Annotated in this window: 19 protein-coding genes, 1 tRNA gene and 1 riboswitch; of the genes, 14 read left to right on the top strand and 6 right to left on the bottom strand. The window is 57.5% G+C overall.

The window, feature by feature from the left end:
- The first annotated feature begins 79 nt into the window (after positions 1-79).
- The 8 genes from HYZ49_00910 (at position 80) to HYZ49_00875 (ending at position 6,953) form a co-directional block, all read left to right on the top strand.
- A complete protein-coding gene (locus tag HYZ49_00910) occupies positions 80-859 on the top strand; it encodes an alpha/beta hydrolase (GenBank protein ID MBI3240841.1) in 780 nt (259 codons plus the stop codon).
- A gap of 96 nt (positions 860-955) precedes the next feature.
- Positions 956-1,312: a hypothetical protein gene (locus HYZ49_00905; protein MBI3240840.1), complete on the top strand. Its 357-nt coding sequence runs from the start codon at positions 956-958 to the stop codon at positions 1,310-1,312.
- Positions 1,313-1,488: 176 nt separating this feature from the next.
- Positions 1,489-1,836 (top strand): nucleotidyltransferase domain-containing protein, encoded by a 348-nt coding sequence (locus HYZ49_00900; GenBank protein MBI3240839.1) that lies wholly within the window; start codon positions 1,489-1,491, stop codon positions 1,834-1,836.
- Between the two features lie 55 nt (positions 1,837-1,891).
- Positions 1,892-2,003: riboswitch (TPP riboswitch) on the top strand.
- Between the two features lie 31 nt (positions 2,004-2,034).
- A complete protein-coding gene (locus HYZ49_00895; protein MBI3240838.1) occupies positions 2,035-2,697 on the top strand; it encodes a thiamine diphosphokinase in 663 nt (220 codons plus the stop codon).
- Between the two features lie 78 nt (positions 2,698-2,775).
- Complete coding sequence (locus tag HYZ49_00890; GenBank protein ID MBI3240837.1) at positions 2,776-3,819, top strand: thiamine ABC transporter substrate-binding protein; 1,044 nt, start codon at positions 2,776-2,778, stop codon at positions 3,817-3,819.
- Between the two features lie 48 nt (positions 3,820-3,867).
- A complete protein-coding gene (locus HYZ49_00885) occupies positions 3,868-5,577 on the top strand; it encodes an iron ABC transporter permease (GenBank protein MBI3240836.1) in 1,710 nt (569 codons plus the stop codon).
- An 87-nt stretch (positions 5,578-5,664) separates the two neighbouring features.
- Positions 5,665-6,495, top strand: a complete 831-nt coding sequence (locus tag HYZ49_00880; GenBank protein MBI3240835.1) for an ABC transporter ATP-binding protein — start codon at positions 5,665-5,667, stop codon at positions 6,493-6,495.
- Positions 6,492-6,953: a DUF402 domain-containing protein gene (locus tag HYZ49_00875; protein MBI3240834.1), complete on the top strand. Its 462-nt coding sequence runs from the start codon at positions 6,492-6,494 to the stop codon at positions 6,951-6,953. The genes HYZ49_00880 and HYZ49_00875 overlap by 4 nt, the downstream gene beginning before the upstream one ends.
- Positions 6,954-7,010: 57 nt before the next feature.
- Here the strand turns inward: HYZ49_00875 and HYZ49_00870 are convergent, their stop codons facing one another.
- From HYZ49_00870 to HYZ49_00855, 4 genes are all read right to left on the bottom strand, one after another.
- Positions 7,011-7,193, bottom strand: coding sequence for a hypothetical protein (locus HYZ49_00870; protein ID MBI3240833.1), 183 nt, complete (start codon positions 7,191-7,193; stop codon positions 7,011-7,013).
- 71 nt (positions 7,194-7,264) lie between these two features.
- A complete protein-coding gene (locus HYZ49_00865) occupies positions 7,265-7,840 on the bottom strand; it encodes a DUF4126 domain-containing protein (protein MBI3240832.1) in 576 nt (191 codons plus the stop codon).
- Positions 7,841-7,856: 16 nt separating this feature from the next.
- Positions 7,857-8,624: a DUF4013 domain-containing protein gene (locus HYZ49_00860; GenBank protein ID MBI3240831.1), complete on the bottom strand. Its 768-nt coding sequence runs from the start codon at positions 8,622-8,624 to the stop codon at positions 7,857-7,859.
- A gap of 10 nt (positions 8,625-8,634) precedes the next feature.
- A complete protein-coding gene (locus tag HYZ49_00855) occupies positions 8,635-9,471 on the bottom strand; it encodes a DUF2085 domain-containing protein (GenBank protein ID MBI3240830.1) in 837 nt (278 codons plus the stop codon).
- A gap of 114 nt (positions 9,472-9,585) precedes the next feature.
- Here HYZ49_00855 and HYZ49_00850 point away from each other — a divergent pair.
- From HYZ49_00850 to HYZ49_00835, 4 genes are all read left to right on the top strand, one after another.
- Positions 9,586-9,661 (top strand) — tRNA-Asn (locus tag HYZ49_00850).
- A gap of 128 nt (positions 9,662-9,789) precedes the next feature.
- Positions 9,790-11,922 carry a hypothetical protein gene (locus HYZ49_00845; protein MBI3240829.1) on the top strand — a complete coding sequence of 711 codons (2,133 nt, stop codon included), beginning with the start codon at positions 9,790-9,792 and terminating at the stop codon, positions 11,920-11,922.
- A 48-nt stretch (positions 11,923-11,970) separates the two neighbouring features.
- On the top strand, positions 11,971-12,768 hold the full coding sequence (mutM, locus tag HYZ49_00840) for a bifunctional DNA-formamidopyrimidine glycosylase/DNA-(apurinic or apyrimidinic site) lyase (protein ID MBI3240828.1): 798 nt from the start codon (positions 11,971-11,973) through the stop codon (positions 12,766-12,768).
- On the top strand, positions 12,765-13,538 hold the full coding sequence (locus HYZ49_00835; GenBank protein ID MBI3240827.1) for a hypothetical protein: 774 nt from the start codon (positions 12,765-12,767) through the stop codon (positions 13,536-13,538). Before mutM ends, HYZ49_00835 begins: the two co-directional genes overlap by 4 nt.
- 30 nt (positions 13,539-13,568) lie before the next feature.
- Here the strand turns inward: HYZ49_00835 and add are convergent, their stop codons facing one another.
- Entirely contained in the window at positions 13,569-14,600 is a 1,032-nt protein-coding gene (gene add, locus HYZ49_00830) for an adenosine deaminase (protein MBI3240826.1), read from the bottom strand.
- Between the two features lie 532 nt (positions 14,601-15,132).
- Here add and HYZ49_00825 point away from each other — a divergent pair.
- Positions 15,133-16,266, top strand: coding sequence for a hypothetical protein (locus tag HYZ49_00825; GenBank protein MBI3240825.1), 1,134 nt, complete (start codon positions 15,133-15,135; stop codon positions 16,264-16,266).
- An 83-nt stretch (positions 16,267-16,349) separates the two neighbouring features.
- On the opposite strand, the gene HYZ49_00820 is transcribed toward HYZ49_00825, so the two are convergent.
- Positions 16,350-20,441 carry an SEC-C domain-containing protein gene (locus HYZ49_00820; GenBank protein ID MBI3240824.1) on the bottom strand — a complete coding sequence of 1,364 codons (4,092 nt, stop codon included), beginning with the start codon at positions 20,439-20,441 and terminating at the stop codon, positions 16,350-16,352.
- A gap of 244 nt (positions 20,442-20,685) precedes the next feature.
- On the opposite strand from HYZ49_00820, the gene HYZ49_00815 reads away from it, so the two are divergent.
- The gene (locus tag HYZ49_00815; protein MBI3240823.1) at positions 20,686-25,395 is read left to right on the top strand and encodes a carboxypeptidase regulatory-like domain-containing protein; all 4,710 of its coding nucleotides are present in this window, start codon (positions 20,686-20,688) and stop codon (positions 25,393-25,395) included.
- The last annotated feature ends 21 nt before the right edge of the window (positions 25,396-25,416 follow it).

Genomic DNA, 25,416 nt, shown 5'->3' with positions numbered 1-25,416 from the left:
CCCAGCAGAACCAGGGGCAACCTGGAACCAAAGATAGGGGCGGATTAGAGTGCATGGGTTATATGGTTCTTAGGATACGATGAGCGCCATTGTCGTCAACGACGATGTAGTCCATTACGAGGTGCTGGGGCGCGGCCCCGGCGTCTTGTTCATCCACGGCTGGCTCGGCTCGTGGCGCTACTGGATTCCGACGATGCAGGCCGTCTCGGCCCGCTACCGCACCTACGCTATAGATTTGTGGGGCTTCGGCGACTCCGGCAAGAAGCCGATGTATTACAACCTCGACACTCAGGCTGAACTGATCACCAAATTCATGGATACCCTCGGCGTGGCCAAGCTGGCCCTCGTCGGCCACGGGCTGGGCGGCGTGGTGGCCCTGCGCTTTGCCACCCAGCACCCGGAGTGGGTGGTGAAGCTGATGACGATTGGCACGCCGTTCAACAAGACATCCATCAATCCTCGCTTTACGTCGTCGGACGTGCCGTCTCTGCTCGACTGGCTGGTGGGCAAAGGCCCCGGCTCTGCCGAAGTCATTACCGAAACCAACAAGCTCGACCCGGCGGTGATTCAAAAATCAATGGAATACATCGGCGCGACCGACCTGATGGCCGAACTCAACGGGACGAATGCTCCTACTTTGCTGGTGAACGGCGACAAAGACGCCGCCATCACCCCGCCGCTCGAGGAGTGGTTCAACGGCGGCAAGCCCAACCTGCACCACATCTCGTTTGAAGACGGCAAGCACTTCCCCATGCTCGACGACCCGCCCAAGTTCAGCCGCCTGGTGGCCGACTTCCTCGAAGCCAAAGATTTGACGAGTTTGGAGTTGAAGGATGAGTGGAAGCGGAGGATGAGGTAAATGACCGCAAACTGAGATATGCTCGTCAAGCCGAGTGGATCGTGGGTTAGTAACCGTTTCTTTTGTATCAAAAGCAAATACTGGAGGGAAAGCATTATGAACAGTCAGGATATGGCAACTCTATGTATCGCCGGCTTGTGTTTTTTTGGCATTCCGCTGTTAGTAGTCGTTTTTCTCGCTATGAGGATCATAAGATCTCGACAGCGGGCTACTCGTATCAAAGATATAGAGTCAAAATTCGGAACTGAATTTGCGGCTCTTATACGGAAAAAGCAGATAGCTGTGGGAATGACAAAAGAGATGGTAGCATTGTCTTGGGGAAACCCAACAGTAGTGGATGATAAAGAAGTTACAGCAGAGAATATAAAAGAACGGTGGGTGTATGGTGCTCAACGTGGCAACCAGAGATATGTGTGGTTTACGAGTGACAAGGTGACACGGATAAAAACATAATGCAAAGAGGTGGATTTTCTCTTGACGCTCCATTATTTATGAAACATCCCGAAGGTTTGCTTTGCGCCTTCGGGATGTTCCTATTTATCGTCACTTCAACCGCCGGTCATTCTTCGGCGGCTGTCGCCTTTCAATTTCATTCGGTGGTATGATTTGAGCAGAGCAACCTTCCTCTAATGACTGCCAAACAGGAACAACACCTACATCAAATCACCCAAACTCTGGTCGAGCGCATCCGGCCTGAGAAAATCGTGCTGTTTGGCTCGCAGGCGGCTGGCAAGGCCACCGAACAGAGCGACTTTGATTTACTGGTGATCCTCGAATCAGACTTGCGCCGCGACAAGCGCCAGGAACTGATCAGCCGCGCTCTGCGTCCGCGCACCTTTCCGGTTGACATTCTGGCCTATACTCCGGCTGAAGTGCAAGCCTGTGTCAAAGACCGCCATTCTTTTCTCAACCACATTTTGAAGACGGGCAAAGTCCTCTGTGAACGCCAAAGTCAACGAATGGCTGAGCCGGGCTGAGGCTAAAATATCTTCTTGACACTCATGTCCGCGCTTGCTATCATGCAGGCATAACAAACCAACCACGGGGAGCTTGGTAACGTCCAGGCTGAGAGGCAGAGACCCACTCTGCGACCCGCGAACCTGATCCGGATAATGCCGGCGGAGGGAAGCTGATAGCCTTTTGCATTCACACCCTCCCCGGCGGAGGGTGTTTTGTTGCGAAGCATACGCACTGTCATTTTTGCCAACGGCGAACTCCAAGATTTAGACGCCGCCCGCGCCGTCGTCCAACCGACCGACACCATCATCGCCGCCGACGGCGGGGCCAAACACTGTCTCGCTCTTGGTGTTCTCCCTCACATCCTCATCGGCGACTTCGACTCACTCGCGCCCACTGATCTGACCGCGCTCGAAGCCGCCGGGACGCGCATCATCCGCCACCCGGCCCGCAAAGACCAAACCGACCTGGAACTCGCGCTCGACTTTGCGCTGACCGGAGGCGCAGACGACATTATCGTTCTCGGCGCGCTGGGCGGGCGCTGGGATCAGACGCTTGCTAATTTGCTCCTGCTCGCCTGGCCCGCACTGTCCTCAACTCGCATTCGCCTGCTTGATGGAACTCAAGAGATCAGCTTGCTGCGCGGGCCGGGCGAACTGACCTTCGCCGGCACTGCCGGGGATACCATCTCTCTGATCCCCGTCGGCGGCGACGCCAGCGGCATCACCACCTCCGGTCTCGAATATCCGCTGAGCGGCGAAACGTTGAACTTCGGCTCCACGCGCGGCATTAGCAACGTGATGATTGAGCCGCAGGTCACTGTTGCTTTGACCAAAGGGCTTTTGATTTGTGTGACAATCAGGGTCAACGGATTTACCTGATTGAACGGATTTCTTCATTGCTCATTGTTCATTGTCTCAGGCACAGCCCCCTGCGGGTTGTTCATTTCAGGAGACTCCATGTCCAAAAAACTCTCACTCCTCACTCTAACTCTAACTTTGCTCCTCGCCGCCTGCGTCGCGCCTGCCGGGCCGCGCTCGCTCACGGTGATGACGCACAACTCGTTCACCGTCACCGACTCGGTGCTGAAAGAATTCGAGTCGGCCAACAACGTCACGGTGACGGTGCTCAAGTCGGGCGACGCAGGCATGATGCTGAATATAGCTATCCTCAACAAGAGCGCGCCGCTGGCCGACGTGCTTTACGGAGTGGACAATACCTTGCTCTCTCGCGCCCTCGACGAAGAACTGTTTGAAGCTTACGACGCTCCGGCCCTGGCTGAGATTCCCGCCGCTCTCAAACTGGACGACGAGAATCGCGCTCTGCCGGTGGATTACGGTGACGTGTGCCTGAACTACGACAAAGCCTACTTTGCAGAAAAAGGTCTCCCGCCACCCGGCGGCCTCACCGACCTCACCCGGCCGGAGTACAAAGGTCTGACCGTCGTCGAAGACCCGGCCACGTCCTCCCCCGGTCTGGCTTTCGTCCTTGCCGCCTGGTCTGCCTTCGGCGACGAAGGCTTCGGCGATTATTGGGCGGCCATGCGCGAGAACGATGTCAAAGTTGCCGCCGACTGGGAGACGGCTTACTACACCGACTTCAGTGGGTCGAGCGGCAAAGGGCCGCGCCCCATCGTCGTCTCGTATGCCTCCAGCCCGCCCGCCGAAGTTTTCTTCGCCAGCCAGCCGTTGAGTGACTCGCCGACGGCCAGCGTCGCCAGCGCCGGGTCGTGCTTCCGGCAAATTGAGTTCGTGGGCATTCTCAAAGACACGAAGAACCGTGGCCTGGCCGAGAAGTGGATTGACTTCATGTTGAGCAAGACGTTTCAGGAAGACATGCCGCTCAACATGTTCGTCTACCCGGCCCTGCCGTCGGCAACACTGCCCGACGTGTTCGTGAAGTACACGCCCACCGTCGAGTCGCCCGTCAGCCTCAGCCCGCAGATCATCGCCGACAAACGCGAGGCGCTGATCAGGGAGTGGACGGAGATCGTCGTAAAGTAAAAAGAGGAGAGAAGAGAGAAGCGTCTCTCTTCTCTCTTCTCTCTTCTCATGTTTCGCTATCTCTGGCTCCTGCCGCTCGCCTTCTTCGCCCTGTTCTACGTTTACCCGATGGCAACCATCATCGGCCTGAGCGGCGGCGACGGCATGTTGGCAACGCTCGCCGACTCGAACACCTGGCGCGTCGTCGGCTTCACATTTTGGCAAGCAACGCTGTCTACTATTGCCACGCTCCTCGTCGGCCTGCCGGGCGCGTACCTGGTAGGCCGCCATCGCTTTCGCGGCAAGAGTCTTCTGCGCGCCCTCACCGCCGTGCCTTTCGTCATGCCCACGCTCGTCGTCGCCGCCGGATTCAATGCCCTGATTGGCGAGCGCGGCTGGATCAATTTGGGACTGGCCGTGCTCAACTTGCCGGCATTGACTCTCTCCGGTTTGGCCGCCATCGTCCTGGCCCACGTTTTCTACAACACCACCATCGTCATCCGCCTGGTCGGCGACTACTGGAGCCACCTCGACCCGCGCCTCTCTCAAGCCGCCCGGACTCTGGGCGTGAGTCCTCTCCGCGCATTTGCCACCGTCACCCTGCCTCTGCTGGCGCCCGCTTTGTTCGCCGCCGCCCTGCTCGTCTTCATCTTCGACTTCACTTCTTTCGGCGTAGTGCTTGTCCTCGGCGGCCCCAGGTTTGCCACGCTCGAAGTTGAGATTTATCGCCAGACCTTCGCCTTCTTCAACCTGCCGGCGGCGGCGGCGCTCTCGCTCCTGCAACTGGCTTGCACGCTCGCCCTGACGATTCTCTACACCCGCTTCTCGGCCAGTGTCACGCGCGCCGCTACTTTGCGTTCCACTGAGTTCACCCAGCGTCCACTCACCTCGCTCAAGCAAAAGACATTGGCCGCCATCGTCATCGCCGGCTTGTTTGTGTTACTACTCTCGCCGCTCACGGCGCTTACCGTCCGCTCCATCATAAAGCTGGAAGCTGATCAGGGGGAACGCGGGGCGTTTCAAACCGGGTTGACCTTAGACTACTACCACGCCTTGTTTGAAAACGAACGGGGAGCCGCCTTTTTTTACACGCCCATCAGCGCCGTAGGAAACTCGGCTCGATATGCCGTTGTCACCGTTGCGCTCTCGTTGATGTTGGGTCTTCCGACGGCGTGGATGTTAGCGAACCCTCGCCCGAACGACTCCCCCTCTCCTGACGGTGCTGTTCCGTCAGGGGGCGCGACAGCGGTTGGGGGGTGGAGCCAACTGATCGAGCCCTTCCTCATGCTCCCTCTCGGCACTTCAGCCGTTACCCTCGGCCTGGGCTTTCTCATTGCCTTCAGCCGGCCGCCGTTCAACCTGCGCGCCTCGCCAATTCTTATTCCGCTGGCGCACACGCTCATTGCATTTCCATTTGTAGTTCGCACGCTCCTGCCCACGTGGCAGAGCATTCGCCCGCAGTGGCGAGGGGCGGCGGCCACGCTCGGCGCGAGCCAGGCCGAAGTGTGGCGGCGGATTGATTTGCCATTAATCGGACGGGCGGCGCTGGTGGCGGCGGCCTTTGCCTTCGCCATCTCGCTCGGCGAGTTCGGCGCAACCGCCCTCCTCACCCGCCCCGAATTTCCAACCGTGCCGCTCGCTATCTACTCGTTCATCGGCAAACCAGGCGCGCTCAACTTTGGCCGCGCCCTCGCCCTGAGCGTCATCCTCATGCTCACCAGCGGGGCCAGCATCCTGCTCATCGAGCGCGCGCGGCTCAAGGGTGTGGCCGAGTTTTGAATTTTCACCACAAAGACTCAAAGGCACAAAGTATCACCAAGTTTTCTTTGTGACACTTCGTGTCTTCGTGCCTTCGTGGTAGATTTTATGTTGGAAGTTCGCAACCTCTCGAAATCATTTGGCACCGTGCAGGCGCTCCACAATGTCTCGTTCACGGTGAAGGCCGGCGACGTGCTGGCGGTGCTGGGGCCGTCGGGCTGTGGCAAATCAACTCTGCTGTCAATTATCGCCGGGCTGACTCCTTCTAACTCCGGCGACGTGCTGTGGGACGGCGAGTCGATTCAGGGGCAACCGACTCACCAGCGCAACTTTGGTCTTATGTTTCAGGATTACGCTTTGTTTCCCCACCTCTCAGTCGGCGACAACGTGGGCTTTGGGCTGAAGGGGAACGACAAAGCGCGAGTGAGCGAACTGTTGGAGCGTGTTGGGCTGAAAGGCTTCGAGCGGCGCGACGTACAAACCCTGTCAGGCGGCGAGGCGCAGAGGGTGGCGCTGGCCCGCGCCCTCGCGCCCCGGCCACGCCTGTTAATGCTCGACGAGCCGCTGGGCGCGCTCGACCGGGCGCTGAGGGAGCAGTTGACAGGCGAATTGCGAAGCCTGCTACGCGCTTTCGGGCAGACGGCGATTTACGTGACTCACGATCAGCAGGAAGCCTTCGGCATTGCCGACCAGGCGCTGATTCTGCAAGCAGGCAACGTGGCGCAGATTGGGCCGACCGTTGAAGTGTATCGCCAGCCAGCAAACGACTTCGTGCGGAAGTTTTTGGGACCGGGGAAGTTGATCGAGGGCCGGGTGACAGAGGCGGCTACAATTAAGACAGAGGTTGGGGAGTGGCCGATGGTTGAAAATGGGCTGGCGGCTCAACCGGGAGATGAGGTGGTGATGTTGCTCAGGGCCGAGGGAGTCCGAAAACGGTGATCACTGTTCACAAGTTGGATCATACTGGCAAAGAAAAGATTGCCTACACCGGCGAAGTCCTGCAACGCACACAGAATATGATGGTGTTGGAGGCGCGGTTCGAGCGCGAGCGCATGGAGCTTGGCTACGTGACGCTGACGACGGGCGACCGCTTCGTGGAATATTTTTATTCCGACCACTGGTACAACGTGTTTGCCATTTACGACGCCCAAGACGATTCATTCAAAGGCTGGTATTGCAACGTCACCCGTCCGGCCAGCATTGACGGCGCGCACATTTACGCCGAAGACCTGGCGCTCGATTATTTCGTTCAGCCGTCGGGCAAAGAGTTTGTGTTGGACGAGGATGAGTTTGCCGAGTTGCCGCTCGCCGCCGAAGAAATTGCCGCCGCGCGCGCCGCCCTGAATGAATTGCGGGCGCTGGCGGCAAAGCGCGAAGGGCCGTTTGCCCGCCTTTAAACACAACAACCCTCTTCGGCGTGGAGAGGGTTGTGTGTTGAAGAAGTGCAGGCCGGGTTAGCTCAGCAGGCGGGCCAGTCCGCTGGTGGTTCCCAACAGCGCGTCGCCGTTTTGGTAGAGCCAGTAGGCGGCAATGGCAGTCAAGCAACAACAGCAAAGCAACACAACTGCTACGACGACACCAATAATGATATTGCGTTGATTGTTAGCCGGGGCGGGTGAAGGGGTTCCTGAGTCCATTGAGAAGTCTCCTTGAAAAAGTTTGAGTGTGGCGCTAAGTGTACCTCAGAATAAACTGGCGCGTATTAAAACTACGCTCGCGCCGGGCGGGCCGCCCTGCGCCGCCACAGCCACCAGATGATGAAGGCCGTCAGCAAAATCATCAATAGGCTGATGAGCACCGGCAGGACGATGGCGAGAATCGAAATGACGGCGGCCACGATGTCTTCGAGAATGCTGACCGGCGTATTACCGATGCCGGCAGTGGTGGCCGTCACTGCCGGGCGAACAATGGCCGACTTGGCCGTGTGCACTGTGCCCGCCACCAGCAGACCCAGGATGATCATAAACACCGGATGCACGTGTATGGCCGTTTGGGTGCTGGCGGCGAAGAGGATCGCGCCCGCCGTCGGGCGGACGAAGGTTTGAATGGCATCGTTGAGGTGGTTGACCGCCGGGGCCTTGTCGGCGAAGAATTCAATCAACAGCAGAACGACCAGCACGCCAATTGCCCAGGGTGAGGTGAGGGCGTCGAACGGCGGGGCGAGCTTGAACCAGTCGGTGAAGCGGGCGGCCAGAGCCACAATCAACAGCGGCAGGTAGGCATTGAGGCCGGCGCTGGCCGAGAGGCCGAAGGCTGAAAAGAGAGAAGTGACGGCTTCGATCATGATGACCTCCTGAAAGTTAACTGGCCGGGTTCAACTGCAAGCCGCCCGCCTCCGGGCGTTCTCCATCAATCGCCAGCAGTTGACCAACGGCATGGCCAACCCCCATCAAACTCCAAAACGCGGCCAGCATGATAGCGGGCCAGATGAGGAGAAGATTGAGGCAGGGGATGAAGTTGACAAATGAGATGACGGCGCTGGTGACCACGCCAATCAGCAGGCCGGTGGCCCAAACCAGCAGGTAGTTGCTGGGGTTGCGGCGGATGAGGCCAAAGACTTCGCCAAAGTTGAAGCACGAGGCGAATGTGCCGCGCCGGGCGTAGTTGGCGGCAATGGCCGGGTAGACGGCCCCCAGAGCAAAGGCGTACAAGAGGCCGACGCCACAACACAGGGTGGACAGGAGCAAACTTATCGGAACGAGAGTCGAAAACAACGGATCAACTTCTCTGGAGCCGGGGCCTTCGCTAAGGATGGCGGCAAATAAGATCGAAAAGTAGAAGAGGAGAATCGGGCCGACGATCAAGACCAACGCCGGCAAGCCGTAGATGATCCGCGCCAGGCCAAGCCACAGGCCGTCCATGAACATCTGGCCGAAGTCGTCCCAGGCCGGCATGGGCGTAGCTTCGCGCTTGCTCACGTTTCGGGCTACCCGAACTTCGTAACCAACCAGCACAAAATTCAAAACGGGGATCAGAGCCAGCACGCCGCCGATGATGGTCTTGCTGATCCAGTCCTTGTCCTCAAACAAGTGGGTGAGAGCTTTGCCAATATCTATTGAGTCAGTCACAGGTTTTTCCTTATGCGCCAGGAATGAGAAAACCGCCCCAGGTTCCGGTGAGAGTGTAGCGCAAAACGTCAATGAGCAGAATGACGGCGAAGGACAGGGTCAGCCCGGCAGAGAGGGGCACAAACGCGCCGCGCCAGTTCCGCGCCTGGTTGTCACTGCGAGTGGAAATCATGAAGATCATGCCGCAGGTGATGGTGAGCAACATGACGACGCCCGCCGAACTGATCAGCGCCAACGGATAGAGAATGATCGGGTTCTCGGTGAGAACGAGGCCGATGAGGATGGCGGCCAGCAAGACGAGGCCGCCCAGTTCGCGCAGGCTGGCGATGGCCGGGCGATCTTCCCAGTTTCGCCAGAGGGTCTGATTAAAAACCGGGAACACCAGGCCACTGACGGCCACCCCGTTGAACATGCCGGTGGTCAACCTGAGCCAGTTCTGCGGTTCGTAAACGTGGGGCAGGAAGGGTAGCAGAGTCAGATAAGAGTTGACGCCGTCAATGCCCATGATGACAATGAAGGCCACCAGCACGGCAATGACGCGCAGAGGCGGCATGCCCCCGGCCCGACCTCGCCCGGCCGCCGCCATGGTCACTACGCCCAGCACCACGCCCAGATAGATGCCGGTGCAACGTGCGCAGAGGGGCATTTGAATGTTGCCAATGTGGAACGACCGGCCATCAATGCGGTGACAAATGGCGTAGCCCACCGCGTCGGCCTTGCCCAGCAGGCCTTCGGGCGAGTTGAGGAGCCACGAGACGACGATGATGACGAGCGCCAGGAGCACCAGCCAGAAGGCCGGGCGCGTGCTGGAAGTTGGGTAGGAGGTGGTGGGTTTGATGGCGGCCATAACGCTTCCTTTGTATGCCGACGATTATAGGGGAGGTTGAGGGCGAATACAACACGAATTAATTTATCCTTACCTTGACACTATCTCCCCCGCCTTTTATAATCCGCGTCACCTTCCTCAGTAGCTCAATCGGCAGAGCATTCGGCTGTTAACCGAAGGGTTCCTGGTTCGAGTCCAGGCTGAGGAGCCAACTGGAAAGAGAGCGGCTTGCCTTGCAAACTGCTCTCTTTTTGCGCTTAAATTGCCACATTCTCTTACGTATCCCGGCTGTTCCCCGCTTATAGAATAGTGGCTGTTCCTGATTATCGGATTTTCCTAATGAAACGCATTTTGATCGTCCTCGGCCTCCTCGCGCCTGCCCTTGTGCTGGCTTATTTCACTCTGCAACCCAAAGCCGACACTTTCGTCAGCGTGCCCCTATTTCATTTTTACATCGTCACCTTCACCACATTTTCGGCGGCGGTGGTGGCCCTTATGCTCGGCCTGGCGCTGGGCGATGAGGCCAGGCCTCGGCATGTGCTGGCCTCGGCAGCGTTCGCGGCCATGGGGAGCATTTTTTTCACGCACGGCCTCGCCACGCCCAACGCCCTCATTGATCACTTTCACCCGGCGGTAGACTGGTCGGCGTGGCTGACGTTGTTTGTTGGCGGCGCTCTATTCGCAATCGCCGCGCTGGACGCGCCGACCGGCCCGTCAAAATTGCCGATCCGGCTCGTTGTCTACTTCACCGTGGCCGGCGTTCTGGCCTATCTCGCCGTCGCCGCCTTCGCCCCGCAATGGCTTGAGCAAATTACGGCTCAAGTGGAACCCTGGCATCGCAACAGCATCTTTGCCGTTTCGCTCGGCCTGTGGCTCTTAGCCGCTTTTCACCTGTGGCGACTTTCGCGGGCCAGCCGCAACCGGGTGGATGGGGTGCTGGCGTTCGTCGCCTTCTGGCTGGCGACGGCCACCGTCAGCATGCACCGTTTCGAGGCCTGGCGGCTCGGTTGGTGGGCTTATCACATCATCCTGCTCGCCGGCTTTTTGTTGACGGTCATCGTGCTGGCGATTGAATACGAGCAAGCCCGCCAGTTTCGGCTCGTGCGCTACTACCTGGCCGCCTCGCTCATTCTCACTGCCCTGCTGGCCCTCATCGCCTCGGCCCTCTTCACCCAGTTTTCGTACAACACCCTCGTCGGCGAAATTGAAAACTCGGCCCGCAATTCAGCCGCCAACCTGTCGAGTGAGGTTGCCGAAGAACTGCCCGACATTCTCACCGCCGCCGATCTTCGCGCCCTCTCCGACCGTTCCGGCGTCCGCGCCCTCTTCGAGAGTCGCGCCGCCGGCTTGCCCATCAAAAGTATTCTCGTTTACGATGTTGACGGCGTTGCCTCGTACGCCAGCGAAGCCGAATGGCTCGGCGTGAACGTGGAAGACCGGGCCGCCTTCTCCCAAGCTCTGGCCGGGGAAACCGTCTCTCGAATCCGTCCTCCCGATGACCCGCCCGCCACCTACCACCCCTCAACCGCCGTCTACGTCCTCGAGGCGTACGCGCCAGTCCGCCCGGGGGCCGCGCCCGACGGCCAACCCATTGGCGTTGTGATCATTGTTCAGGAAGCGCCCGAATTAGGCAGAGCCATCCTCAACGCCCGCTTCACCGGCCTCGTCACTGCCGCCATCACCATGAGCTTGCTCTTCGCCGCCCTGCTTTCCGTCGTGGGCCGCGCCGACCGCATCATCACCGCCCGCACCGAAGAACTCTCGACGGCCTACACCAACCTGCGCCGGGCCGAGGCCATGCGCGACAACCTGACCGATATGATCGTTCACGATCTGCGAAGCCCGCTTACCGCCATCGCCGCCAGCATCGAACTGTTGCCCCGCTTCCTCAACACCGAATCGCGCAGCCGCGTGATCGGCAGTGCCCAAGCCGCCAACCGCCGCATGACGACCCTGATTGACGACCTGCTGGCCGTGAGCAAAATTGAGGTCGGCGAGCTGAAGCCCAACCGGCAGAACATGCTGTTACAGCCTTTGCTGAGAGAAAGGCTTGAAGCTTACGGCGCTCAAGCGACGCACGAAGAGAAGACTCTCACCCTCACCTGCTCGCCCGGCCTGAGCGGCAACATTGACGCGCCGCTCATTGGCCGCGTGCTGGACAACTTGCTCGGCAATGCCTTCAAATATACGACCCGCAACGGCAAGATTCACGTGTTGGCTTCCGCCGACAACAATAATGGCCGGGTCATCATCAGCGTGCGCGACGACGGCGAAGGCATCCCCGACGAATACAAGCCCCGCATCTTCGACAAATACGTGCAAGCCCCCAACAACAACGGCGCCAGCCTGCGCAAAGGAACCGGCCTGGGCCTGACTTTCTGCCGGCTGGTGGTCGAGAGTCACGGCGGCCAAATTTTGGTGAAAGACGCTCCCGGCGGCGGCAGTGAGTTTTCCTTCTGGTTGCCAAAATAATCGTCGTGGCTTTGTGCCTTCGCGCCTTTGTGTTCTATAATTGGGCGCATGCCCGAACTGCCGGAGGTCGAAACCTTCGTCCGCCAACTCCGCCCGGCCTGCCTCGGCCAGCGCATCACCAACGTCACCCTTCGCTGGCCGGGCCACATTGCCACCTCCAACCCTCGCCAATTTCGCCAGCGCATTCGCGGCCAGAAAATCTCCGCCCTCGACCGGCGCGGCAAGTATCTCGTCTTCAGCCTCACGAAAGACTTCCTGCTCATTCACCTCAAAATGAGCGGCGACCTGCAAGTGGTGGCGCAGGGCAAACCCGGCAAGCACGACCACACTATCTTTCACTTCGCCAACAAAACCGAATTGCGCTTTAACGACACCCGCAAGTTTGGCCGGGTCTATCTGGTGGCCGACCCTGAAGACGTGACCGGCGATCTTGGCCCCGAACCGCTGGCCCGTAGTTTCACCGCCGGCAAGCTGGGTAGCCTCCTCGCCGCCCGCCGCCGCCCGCTCAAGCCCCTGCTTCTCGACCAGACCGTGATCGCCGGGGTGGGCAACATCTACGCCGACGAGTCACTGCATCGCGCCCGGCTCCATCCACAGCGGCGGAGCGACTCGCTCTCGCCTGCCGAAACGCGGGCGCTATGGCGCAGTCTGCGGCGCACCCTCAACCTTGCCATTCGCCACAACGGCTCCAGCATTGACTGGATGTATCGCGGCGGCGAGCACCAAAACCATTTACGTGTTTATGGCCGGACGGGAGCGCCCTGCCTCACCTGCAGCACTCCCATCCGGCACATTGTTCTTGGCGGACGAAGCACTCACTTCTGCCCGGACTGTCAACGCCTATGAATGAAATTGCGATTTTCGTATTGTGCTTCGGCCTCATCGCCGGCCTGACTGTGTTGTTTTTTGCTTTTCGAATGATGCGGATGGACAAGGAAATGGAAGCTAAAGGAGCGACGACAAACGCTTCCGAGACTCCGGTCGCCTCAGAAGCAGAGCCGCCTCCTGCGCCCCCCGTCAGTACAGCGCCCGAACCCAATCCAGCTTTCGCCGAAGTGGCGAAACTGGTGCGCACGCCCGACGGCCTGCTGGCGCTTCAGGCGGACGGCAATTTTTATCTGCGGCGTGAAGACATTGCCGACCCCAAATTGATGGCGGCGCTAAATGAACTTGAACGCTTTTTGAAGAAGGAAGAGGCCTTGCCACCAGTCGCCCGCCCGTCCGTGACGGCTTCACCTGAGCCGCCCGCCCCGTCCAAGCCTGTCGAGGATCTGAACGGCAAATCAGTCGTCTACATGTCGGCCCGTGAAGCGGCCCAGGTTCCACTCACTGCGCCCAGCATGGACATCCTGAAGCAATACCGCTACTTGCGCGAACGCGAGAAGCAACCGGAGATCAAAATCAAAACGGTGCTGGAGGAAATTGACGAACTGGTGCAGGCGAAGATTGCCGACACGCCACTGGCCCAGCGCGGGTTGAAAGTGGCGGCGGACGTGACCGGGGCGGCGTTGTTCTGGATTGATGGCCGTTCGTATTCAGCAGTTGACGAAGTGCCCGACCCTGAGGCGCGGGCGCTGGTGAAGGCGGCGATTCAGGAATGGGAGAGGAAAAAGTAGGGGCGATTCATGAATCGCCCCTACAAGTCATCATTGAATTTTCGCCAACTCGGCTTTGAATTCTTCCACCAGGGCGCGCTTCTCGTCTTCGGGCAGGAAGGCGGCCTCGGCGGCGCACAGGGTCATCTTCTTTAGATCAGCCAGCACAAACCCCAGGCTGGCGGCCACAATGTTGATCTCGTCGGTCAGCGTAATATCCGAGACCGACGGGTCGTCCGTGTTCAGCGTCACCTGCAAGCCCATCTCAAACATCGTCCGGGCCGGATGATCGACAAAGCGTTGCACCACGCCTGACTGCACGTTGCTGGTGACGCACACTTCAAAGATGGCCCGCCGGTCGCGGGCCAGGGCCAGGATGTTCGAGTCTTCCACCACCCGCACGCCGTGGCCAATACGGCTCGCGCCCAGCTTCTCAATGGCATAACGGATGTTTTCACACTCGGCCCACTCGCCGGCGTGAATAGTGACGCCCAGCCCGGCCTCACGGGCCTGAATAAAGAGGCGGCTGAACGGTTCGGCGGGGTAGTTGGCCTCATCGCCCGCCAAATCCAAACCCACCACGCCCCGACTCATGTTATCAATCGCAATCCGCGTCGCCCGCTGGCCGATGCTCACATCTTCGTGGCGGTTGATGCTGACGATGAGTTTTACTTTGATGGGGAAGTCGCGCTTGGCATCTTCGACCGCTTCAATTACCCAGTCGGTCACTTCTTCGAGCGGGTAGTTCTGGATGCGGGCCAGGGCCATGGGCGTGAAGCGCAGTTCAAGGTAGCGGACGTTGTCGGCGGCGGCGTCGGCCACGGCTTCGTAAGCGAAACGCTTGATCACTTCGGGCGATTGATAGAACTTGCGCAGGTAGCCGAACTTGGAGAGGAAGGTGCGAAAGTCGCCGCCCTCGTCGGTGATTTGCACGTAGGCTCTGAGGGCGTCAATGTCGTCGGTCGGCAGGTCAATCTTAAATTCGCGCGCCACCTCTTGCAGGGTTGTCAGGCGCAGGGAACCCTCGAGGTGGCGGTGAAGTTCGACTTTGGGCAGAGCGGCAAGCGTCGCGTGGCTAATCATGTCTGCTGAGAGTGTTCGTGATCGTCTTGGGCAAGGATTATAGCATGACGGGTTCAAGCGTCTGTAAAAAAACGAGAACCCGTTCGTCAAGTCAAAAGTGATTTTTGCGGCGCTGCTTTTTTATTTGCGCCTGCGATGAAAAGTCATCGCAGGTGTTTTTGTTTTAACGCGGTGAAGGCCTTGTTGAAACGAGGTTCTTTTCTTGTTCGCGTTGTGTTAAAGCTGAGTATCGCTTTTGAGTTGATCCCTTTCACCAGTTTGAGATCAGGTCTTTTGAGGATGTTGTGTGTGTCAAAGCGCAGTCCAATGATTGAAAAAAAGGCCCGGATAGGTACTTCAAGCATGTTCACTGATTATGCGGCTGGCTTTAGGATAGTTCGTGAGTAGACGGAGCCTGGCGCCGTGCTTACCACAAACTTAACTAAGCGGATTTGGAGGTGAAAATCAACTGGATCGAATTAGGCCTCGCCGAGGTGACGGCGATCAGGACACAAGAGGGCATTTTGCCCGCACTACAACAAGGAGATGAACGATGAAAAAGATACACGTAATGTTACACATAGGATTACTGTTCGGCTTGTTATTCGCCACAACGAATGTCTTCGCCGACGCTCAACCAGGCACATCGGTAAATCTGAGCGATGACCGGAACACGTTCAAGGGCACGGTGGCCGCCATCAGCAGCGAAAGCCTCACCCTTTCTCTGGCGAATGGCGAGACGATCGTCTTCATCGTCAACAGCGCCACCAAAATCAAAGTGCCTGCGCTCGACTCTAAGGCGACGCTGGCCGATGTCAAGATCGGGGCGCAAGTGAAGGTGCAGGCCGTTCAAACGGGGAAAGAAGAGAAAGAGGGGGAAGAGGAGGGAGAAGAGAAGGATGGCGCGTGGCTGGCCTTGTCCATCCATGTCGTCCCCGGCAAGCCGGAGAAGATGCACCGCACTGGAATGGTCACAGAATATGTGGCGGGTGTGAGAATATCCATTTTGGCTAAAGACGGCAAGGCCTATACTTTTGCCATCACCCCCAACACGAAAATTATCACCTCACGTCGAGCCAATCAACTGGGCGTGGGTGCGCGGGTGACGATCAACGCCTCGCGCGAGACGGCCAGCGTTGACTGGACGGTGCGAAGCGTCGAGATCCACTCGAACCCGCCTTCTACAGGGACAAAGACCCCTGTGCCACTCACGGCGACCGCCACCAGCACGTCGCTTCCGCCTACGATGACGAACACGGCGGCGCCATCTACCGCAACCAACACGCCGCTTCCACCGACGATGACGAGCACAGCGATGTTGCCTACAGCGACCGCTAGCGCGACATCTGTGCCGCCCACGGCGACGGCTACGGCGACATCTGTGCCGCCCACCGAGACCGCCACTGCGACCTCAGTGCCGCCCACGGCGACCGCGATCCCCATCACCTGGAATGGATTTGTCGGCCCGTTGTTTGCGGCCAAATGTACCATGTGCCACGGGACGTCAGCCGGCGTTACTTTGTCTTCTTATCAAAGTGCGTTGTCAACAGGTTCTATCATCCCCGGCAACCCGTCCGGAAGCAAGCTGGTTCAACTGCAACAGAAAGGCGGCCACTTTGGGCAATTGAACGCGGACGAATTGACAAAGGTGATAGCGTGGATTCAAGCGGGCGCGCCCGAAAAGTAACCCCGAAGGCAACTACTGATCAAATCAAAACCGGCCTGCACGATGCAGGCCGGTTTTGATTCTCCTGTCTGGCTTTGAGCAGGCTATTTCTTCCCGTCCGCCGCCATGTGGCAATTCTTATACTTCTTGCCGCTCCCGCACCAGCACGGGTCGTTGCGGCCCAACGCCCGCTTGGGGCTTTCGCTTGCCTGGCGCTCCACCTCGGCCCGAACTTCGGTGAGCTTGCGCGGGCGATAAGTGAAGAGGCGGCCCACCACCCCGGCCCGCATATCTACCAGCAGTTGCTGGAAGAGGTCGAAGGCCTTGCTCTTGTAGGCAATGAGCGGGTCGCGCTGGGCGTAGGCTTCGAGCGAGATCGAAGTCCTCAGCCCCTCAATCGTCGTCAAGTAGTCCACCCACAGTTGGCCGCTCACGCCGAGCATGAGTTGGCGGTGCAGGCCGTGCGCCAGTTGGCGGCCCAGTTCACTGCGGATGCGGTCGCGCAGATCGCTCGTGCCGTTGAGGCTTCCCAAATTTTGTGAAGCGATGGCTTCAAAGTCGGCCTCGCCCAGCGCCCGCCGCAGGCCAACCTGGGTGTCGGCGTCAAGCTCGGCAGGGCGGGCCGGGCTAAGGCGGGTCAACTCGCTCTCGCCCCAGAACAGTTGCTGTTCCTCCTGCGCCGTTCGCAAATGAGCCAGAATGTCTTTCAGCAAATCGTCGCGTTTGCGATCTTCGAGGCGCCCGGCGGCGTAATACACGTATGGAAAGCGCTGGTTGAGTCGCGTCTCCCGGCGGTGCGTCTTCTTATTAAACGTCACCGACTGGCCGACGGCCATATCGAGCAATAAGCGGCCCAGCGCGTCGTGGGCGACGTCAGCGGCGCTTCGCAGACGTTCGTCGAGCAAGGTTGAGATTTCGGACAGGTGGCGTTCGGTGCGGGCATCGTAAGCGGCGATGACGGCTTCGCGAATCAGATCGCCGAAGCCATCCCAATCAAATTCCGACCACGCGGGAAGCGTCACTTTTAGATCAAGGCCGATTCGCGCCGCCGCCCATTTCAAAAAGCGGATGGCGGCGTCCTGGCCGATGGCGGCTTCGATGGCGTCGCCTACAGCTTTCTTGAGCGTGCGATCAGTCTGGCCGTCGAAAAATTCTTTGCGCAGAGGCAAATTGGAAATCTCGGCGGCTTCGAGCATTTCGCGAGTCACATTACGAAGTTCCAGCGGCTGGCCCTGATCGCGGGCCAGGTCGCGGGCGTTATCGAAGGCGTTGTCGGCGGCTTCACGTTTGGCATCCACGCGCTCTTTCACTCGCGCCGGATACGTCTCCAGTTGAGTCTCAACAATCGTCACCAGTTGATCGCGGGCCGAGTCGGATGCGCCTTTGGCGACGGTCAGCAGTTCATCTTTCACTTGAGCTGGGCCGGCCAGACCGTCGAACCGGCTGAGGATCAATTCGATGCTGAACGGGAAGTAGAGCGAGCCGTCGGCGCGCTGGATGACCGGCTGAACTTCGTCCAGCCAGGCCAGCAGTTTCCAGCGGTCTTCGTCGGCGCTGTTCATGTCCACCCGGCGAGCCACTTCGGCCACCAGCATCTCGTCAATGTCGTCGGTCAAATCTTCTTTGGTGAAGATGCGGTCGCGCTGTTCGTAAATCTTGGTGCGTTGCTGGTTGAGCACGTCGTCGTACTCCAGCAGGTGCTTGCGGATGTCGAAGTTGTAGCCCTCGACTCGTTGTTGTGAGCCTTCGACGGTTTTATCCACAATGCCGTGTTCGATGGGGAGCGCGTCGTCTACCTTGAGCACGGAAGTGAGGCGTTCCATCAAACCGGAAACGTTGGCCCCGCCGAAGCGGCGCATGAGATCATCTTCGAGCGAGAGGTAGAAGCGGCTGGAGCCGGGGTCGCCCTGACGGGCGGCGCGGCCCCGAAGCTGGTTGTCAATGCGGCGAGCGTCGTGCCGCTCGGAGCCGACGACGTGCAGGCCGCCGATGGCGCGCACGGTTTGCTCGTCGGCCATGTGCTGGCGGAAGGCGACCACTTGCTCGGCGTAGATGCTGTAATCATCAGGGCTGATCTTGTCGAGGGCGGCCAGACGATCGTCGTGGCGCATTTCAAAGGCGTTGGCATGGCCCGCTCGTTCCAGCACCCGGTTGACTCCGATCAGCATCGTCTCGTCAAAGTCGCCGCCGAGTTTGATGTCCACGCCGCGCCCGGCCATGTTGGTAGCAATGGTCACCGCGCCCAGCTTGCCCGCGCCGAGGATGATCTGCGACTCTTCGTCGTGCTTCTTGGCGTTGAGGACGCGGTGCTTGATGCCGCTCTCCAGCACCGCCCGGAGTCGATCCTTGTGCCCCGAGTCCAGGAAGAGCAGTTCACAGAGACGGGTCAGGTTTTCGTCGGCGATTGGGTTGAGAGTCATGTTCAACTCTTTCGCCAGCGGGCGCATGTCGGACGGGTTGAGCGAGTCCAGGGGCTTGTTGAACGGTTGTAAAGCAGGGACGGCCCGACCGTCCTCTTCGGCGTTGTTGGCTTTGAACCAGCGGTCGCGGAGCAAATTCACCAGGGCCAGGCGGCGGAGCGGCTCGGCGCTGAATCGTTTCGAGAGCTGCTCCGAGGACTCAACCGAGGTGGTGCCGATGAGCAAGGGCTGGCCGGGCACGTGCCGCCAGAGCGCGTCCCACATGATGGCCCGCAGTTTGGACTCTTCGGTGCGAAAGACCGAGTCGGGGTAATCCTTGCGGCGATACCAGACCGGCTTGTCGGGGTCGGACTTGCGGGCCAGGTAGGAGAACTTGTAGCCGTTCTCTCTGATCTCGCGCTCGATGAGATTCGGATCGCGTTGCACCCGGTACTCGACATTCTTGGGAATAGGCACCACGTCGAGCTTGTAAATTTTGTCGAACTCTTCGGCCTCGGTCAGGGCCGTGCCGGACATGCCGGCCAGCTTGTCGTAGAGGCGGAAGAAGTTTTGCAGGGTGATGGTGGCGTAGGTGACGTTCTCCGGTTGAACCGGCACGCCTTCTTTGGCCTCCACGGCCTGGTGGAGGCCGTCGCTCCAGCGGCGGCCCGGCATCACCCGCCCGGTGTGTTCGTCCACGATCACCACGTGGCCGCCCTGCACCAGATAATCCTTGTTCTTCTTGAAGATGAACTCGGCGCGCATGGCCTGTTCGAGATGCGCCTGGGTCGTCGCCTGCTCCGGCGTCAGGTCTTCGGGGCGGTCGGGGTCACGCAGGGGGCGGCCCAGCGCCTCTTCTATTTTTTGGTAGCCTTCGTCGTTGAGGGCAAGGCTTCGCCCGCGCTCGTCAATTTCGTAGTGTTCGGGCTTGAGGACTTTCACGGCGCGAGCCAACTCTTGATACAGGGCCGCGCTCTCGCCCGACGGGCCGGAGATGATGAGCGGGGTGCGGGCTTCGTCAATCAGGATGTTGTCCACTTCGTCCACGATGGCAAAATAGCGCTGGCGTTGGCGGCGCTCGGCCAGCGAAGTGGCCATGTTGTCGCGCAGGTAGTCGAAGCCGAATTCGTTGTTGGTGCCGTAGACGATATCGCAAGCGTAAGACTCGCCGCGTTCGACGATGCGCATGAAGCGCGAGTCTTCCTGCGAACTGTCGCGAGCCGGGTCGAAGACGAAAGCTTTGCGGGCGTTCTCGGTGCGCGAGGCGTCCTGCAAGATGCCGACGCTGAGGCCGAGGGCGTGGTAGAGCGGCCCCATCCACTTGGCGTCGCGCCTTGCCAAATAGTCGTTGACGGTGACGAGGTGAACGCCGCGCCCGGTGAGGGCGTTGAGGTAGAGCGGCAAGGTGGCGACGAGCGTCTTGCCTTCGCCGGTTTGCATCTCGGCGATGCGGCCGGCGTGGAGCACCATGCCGCCGATGAGTTGCACGTCGTAGTGCCGCAGGCCGATGGTGCGGGCCGAGGTCTCGCGCACCAGGGCAAAGGCTTCGGGCAGAACCGAGTCGAGGGTTGCCTGGGTCGCTTTCTTGCGCTCTTCGAGCCTGGCGTCGTCGGGAATCTCGCCCAGTTCCGCCTGAACTTTCCCCCGCAGTTCATCCGACTTGGCACGCAGGGCGTCGTCGCTCATGTCCTCAAACTGCCGGGACATGTCGTTGATCTGATCTACAACTTCGGTGTATTTGCGGACATCCCGCTTGTTGGGGTCGCCGCCGATGGCTTTGATGATATTTTTGAACATCGCGGAGGATTATAGCATGAGGAGGAGGGAGAACAACGGATGCGGCGAATTTAACGGATCGGGTCCGTTCAATTCCACGAATCCGTTGTAATGAACACTTGTCTCGTGACAATTCAGTACATTTGCCTATGAAAGTCAGGCATTCGTCTATTTACACGGGCTGGCAAAAAGGAGTATAAAGTATTCGGGGAATTTCCTTTCTTCCGTAACCGAAAACTAGCAGCCCATCGTCGGAGGGACGCACATGAATCGCTCATACTATCAACAATTTGGCAAAGTATTTTCGCTGATTGTGTTATTTAGCCTTATGTTATCCAGTTTTGGGCTTAACAATGCGCCAGCGGCTCAGGCCGAAGATCAGGCTACTAGCACTGATATTGCAACCAATCCAATAGATATCCAGCCAACGGACGACCCTCAAGCGACACCCACCCCATCTGAGCCTACGGCTACCCCAACCCTGGCCCCCGACAAAGCCGAACTTGAGAATCGGCCTACACCAGAAGTTGGCGCATTGGCTATTCCACCAAACGACAACTTCAACTCGGCCATTGTTATCTCAGATTTTCCATCTGCATTTCTACTCGACACCACAGGTGCAACAGTTGCCTCTGATGACCCAATTATGGGTTGCGGTTATGGAAAAAACTCTAATACAGTTTGGTATCGGATTTTGGCTCCCGTTCCAGGCCATATTCGCGTCAACACCTTTGGAAGCAACTATGACACAGTCGCGGCTGCCTTCAGCGGCATACGTGGCGCTCTCAAGAGCAAAGCATGCAATGATGACTTTTCCGGAACACTCCAGTCTCAAATTGAATTCGCTGTGCTGGCCAACAAAAGCTATTACATTGAAATAGCTGATTTTGGTACTCCGGGTGGGGGCTTACTGCAAGTCACGACTGAGTTTGCTCCCGTCGCCCTTACAGTCCCTCTTGAGATTGCTCTATTGCAAGACGAAACCGGTAGTATGTGGGATGATGTTGATACCCTTAAGAGGCTCGCTCCTCAAATATGGGACAGTGTTGTTGACATTGGTATTGCCGGGTTCAGAATGGGAGTAGCTGGCTTTCGAGACTACGGATATTACCCTTATTTTTGGGGAGGGCCTGATGACTGGGTGTACCGACGACGAGCCAACTTAACCAATTCTCGAACTGCATTTGTTTCAGGAGTAAATGCTCTTACTGCTGGTGGCGGCTCAGATTGGCCAGAAAGCCAGTACGCGGCTTTGCATTACCTTATGACGCCATCCCATCCTTGCATCGATAGCAATGGCGATGGAGATTGCCTGGACTCTGGTGACACCCCAATTGGTCAACAACTTAGTTTCAGAGCAGGAGTCCTACGCATCATCTTGTTAGCTACAGATGCTCCATTCCATGACCCTATAGACACGTTCGGCTATCCGGGACCTAATGTCAATACAGTAGTTAACGACCTCTTGGAAAATCAGGCAATCGTTATTGGGCTAGTGCCCGGTGGCGCAGGCGTGATCCCGGAAGTTGATTATTTAGCATCTATCACTGGAGGCAGCACGCAGAATACTGGTAGCACAGGCGATGATGTTGCAGAGGCGATTATTAATGCGCTGGGATCAATCGAAACCTATTCTATCTCTGGTCGTGTAACGGATCCTAATAACCCTCACCTTTCTGGAGTCATCCTCACAGACGGTCATAGGCATACTGCCATTACAGATAGTAACGGTTACTATGCTTTCAAGGGTCTGCCGGCAGGCACGTACACAATTACGCCGAATAAGGAAGGTCTTTCCTTTTCGGACCCGTCGCTTACGATTAACGTACCGCCAGATCAAGGAGAGCAGAACTTTACTGTGCTTAGACCCGTTGTAGTGTTAGTGCATGGGTGGCATGGTCACTTAAAGATAAGCCCCGACAATTATGATCGCTGTCTACGAGGTGACGGCACTTACTACGAACCATACAGAGTTACGGACAACAACCTAGGAGATCAAAATTGGCCATCAGATAATCAGTACGGCACTATCAGAAACGACTTTGGAGCATTTCCCGATTTTCTCCGTGCAGATGGATACGATGTCTGGATTGCCCATGTATCAACTGGACACAACTGGACACCTTTTATTAGCATAAACGCAGTATGCTTACAGAACCAACTAACATTTATTCACAACAATTTTGGAGTTGATGAGTTTACTTTGATTGCTCACAGCATGGGGGGCCTGGTAAGCCGAGCTTACATTGAAAGCTTTGAACTTTACCCAAGAGATCCTTTCGTCGTTTCTCGATTGATCACTCTAGGTGCACCGCATGCTGGAACTCCATTTGGGGAGTTTTACTGTACCGCAGGAACCAAGCAGGATGCAGCCTGTGAATTCGGGATTTTTTCAATTTTTGAATTTAATGACACTTACAAATTTCGCGATCTTTTCGTTCAATACAATTTCATCGCTGGGAATTCTAACCCGATAGAAACTATTGGCCTTTACCTGACAGAAGGACCTCATGATGGCGCAGTTGGTGCCCAAAGCGCCATAGGCAACCTCTATATGGGCATTCTACCGCCAATCCCTGCTATACAGAAGGGATCAAATGTAATGACGCACAAAATAAGAGCGAGTCATTCAAGTGCAGAAGTAGGCGAAAAGAATATTTGCATTCCACTTACTGATAAATGTTACACAGTAGTTGTTGGACTTCGCGACTGGTTCCCAAGCTATTTCAATCAGTCTTTACGGGACAATTCCACATTAACAGACACCTACAAATGCATACAGCAAATATTAGGAAAGAAAAATGGGAATTGCCCAGTAGTTACCTCAGGATTAGCAGAGGCCCAAGCTACGTCTAATCCCAAATCTCAGATTCCTGTCATCTCAGGTCATATATCAAGTGGGCAATTAGTAACTCGCCTTGCACCCGTTGACAGTAATGAGCATAGCGAATTCACTCTAGTTTGGGACGCCGGTAATATCAATTTCACCCTGGAAAGCCCCTCAGGCACAATTATTGATCCGGTTTACGTCGCCGCTCATCCAAACGAAGTTCAGTATATGGAAAACACTATTGGCCCTTCGCAACTATTTGCTACATATAATATCAACGCAAGCAGTCCTGGCATTTATATTCTAAAGATTGCCAGCGGAGATGTTGGAACAAGCGGAACAGATTATGCTATTAGTTCCTTAGTAGTATCACCTCGTGTCTTAGATGTAACCGTAGACAAGCTAGTGTACTCAGTTGGAGAAACCGCCACCATCACAGCTACTTTAAAAAACGGTAATTTAGGCCTCAACGGCGCTACCGCAACCGCCAAAATTTTCCGTCCGGGTGTCTTCGCCGACACAATCACCTTAAGTGGCCAGGGCAATGGCGTTTATAAGGGCGCATATACCATCCCCAATATTCCTGGCTATCTTGGCCTCAGCGTTATCGCTGAAGGGAGTGATGCCGGCACTGCTTATGCCCGGCAAGTGGATAGCCTGATCGCCGTTGCGCCGCAAACTGTGCAATTGGTCGGCTCGTATTCGGACAGCCCTGTTAATGCTGATGGCAACGATAAATATGAAAGGCTGGATGTAGGCGTTGGCCTTAATGCGCTTCAAGCAGGTAGTTATTTGCTGTCGGCGGATCTGGTCTCTGGCACAACTGTGGTAGCGCACAGCGTTACCTCTACTACTTTGCCCCTTGGGAACAGCTTTATAACTCTACCTTTTAGCGGCGACGAAATCGGACAAAGCGGCAAGAATGGCCCTTACAAGTTGACCAATTTAACCATTGCCGATCAACAAAATGCAGGTGTTCCTACCATCTGGCAAGCCCAGAATCTGTGGACGACGGCGGCTTACAACTTCCAAAACTTTGCCGCTCATTGTTACACGCTAGCTCTGGCCGCAAACCCGCCGATCGGCGGCACGATTACAGCTAACCCGCCCCCGAATTGCAATAGTGGCTCACAGTATGCCGCAGGCACTACCGTTGCTCTGACTGCCGCCGCAGACACAGGCTACGCGTTTGCAGGCTGGAATGGCGACGCATCTGGTTCGCCCAATCCAGCTAGAATAACAATCCACGATGAATCAATTGCGGTTGTAGACTTCAGCATTCCTCTCAAGGTTCCAAGCCTTGCTTTGCCTGCTCATAATGGCGTTGTCACAATCTACACGCCCACTCTTGATTGGAATGATGTGACTCCGCCACCTGATCATTACCAGATACAAATTGCCACAGACAGTGCTTTCCTTTCAATGGTACGAGACGAAACGGTTGCTGATTCAAGTTATACACTGAACGATCCTATTAATCCCGACACCGCCTATTACTGGCGTGCTCGGTCCGTCAACAGTGTTGGTCAGTTTGGGGCATGGTCACCTGCTCGATTGTTCCACGCTGCAATGCTACCGCCAGAGTCATTCCCCACAAGCAATTTCGGTACTACACCACTTCTGCGGCCCGTCTTTGACTGGACACCCACAACTGGCACTACGTCATACAGTATTCAAGTCTCTACAGATCAGAATTTCAATACGTTGGCGCTAAACCTCAACGTTACACCGTCGGCTCATGTGCCAGCTAGCGACTTACCGAAAGGCGCAACTCTCTTCTGGCGCGTCCGAGCCAACGGCCCGAACGGGCCGAGCGCCTGGTCCCGCGTTCGCCACTTCGACACCCCCAGCCCGCCAGGCGTGCCCACCCTGCTCTCACCCGCCAACAATGCCGCCACGTCAACACAGCCGACTCTGGACTGGAGCGACTCGTCGCCCGGCGCGGATCACTACGAAGTACAACTCTCCACGAGCGAGACATTCGCCACCGTGCTCGGTCGTGGGCGAGGCGGCAGAACTTCTGCTTCGATGTACACGCCCGAAGTGGCCTTGCCATCCGGCACTTACCACTGGCGCGTGCGAGCCGTCAACGCCCAGGGGCAGTTCAGCAACTGGTCGAGCAGTCGGAGCTTCCGGGTGCCATAAGTTTGCGGCCTGAGCCAACAC

This window comes from Chloroflexota bacterium (assembly GCA_016197225.1).
GTDB lineage: Bacteria > Chloroflexota > Anaerolineae > Anaerolineales > VGOW01 > VGOW01.
Note: the sequence above shows the minus strand (reverse complement) of the source record. Positions and strands in the feature narration are given on the sequence as shown.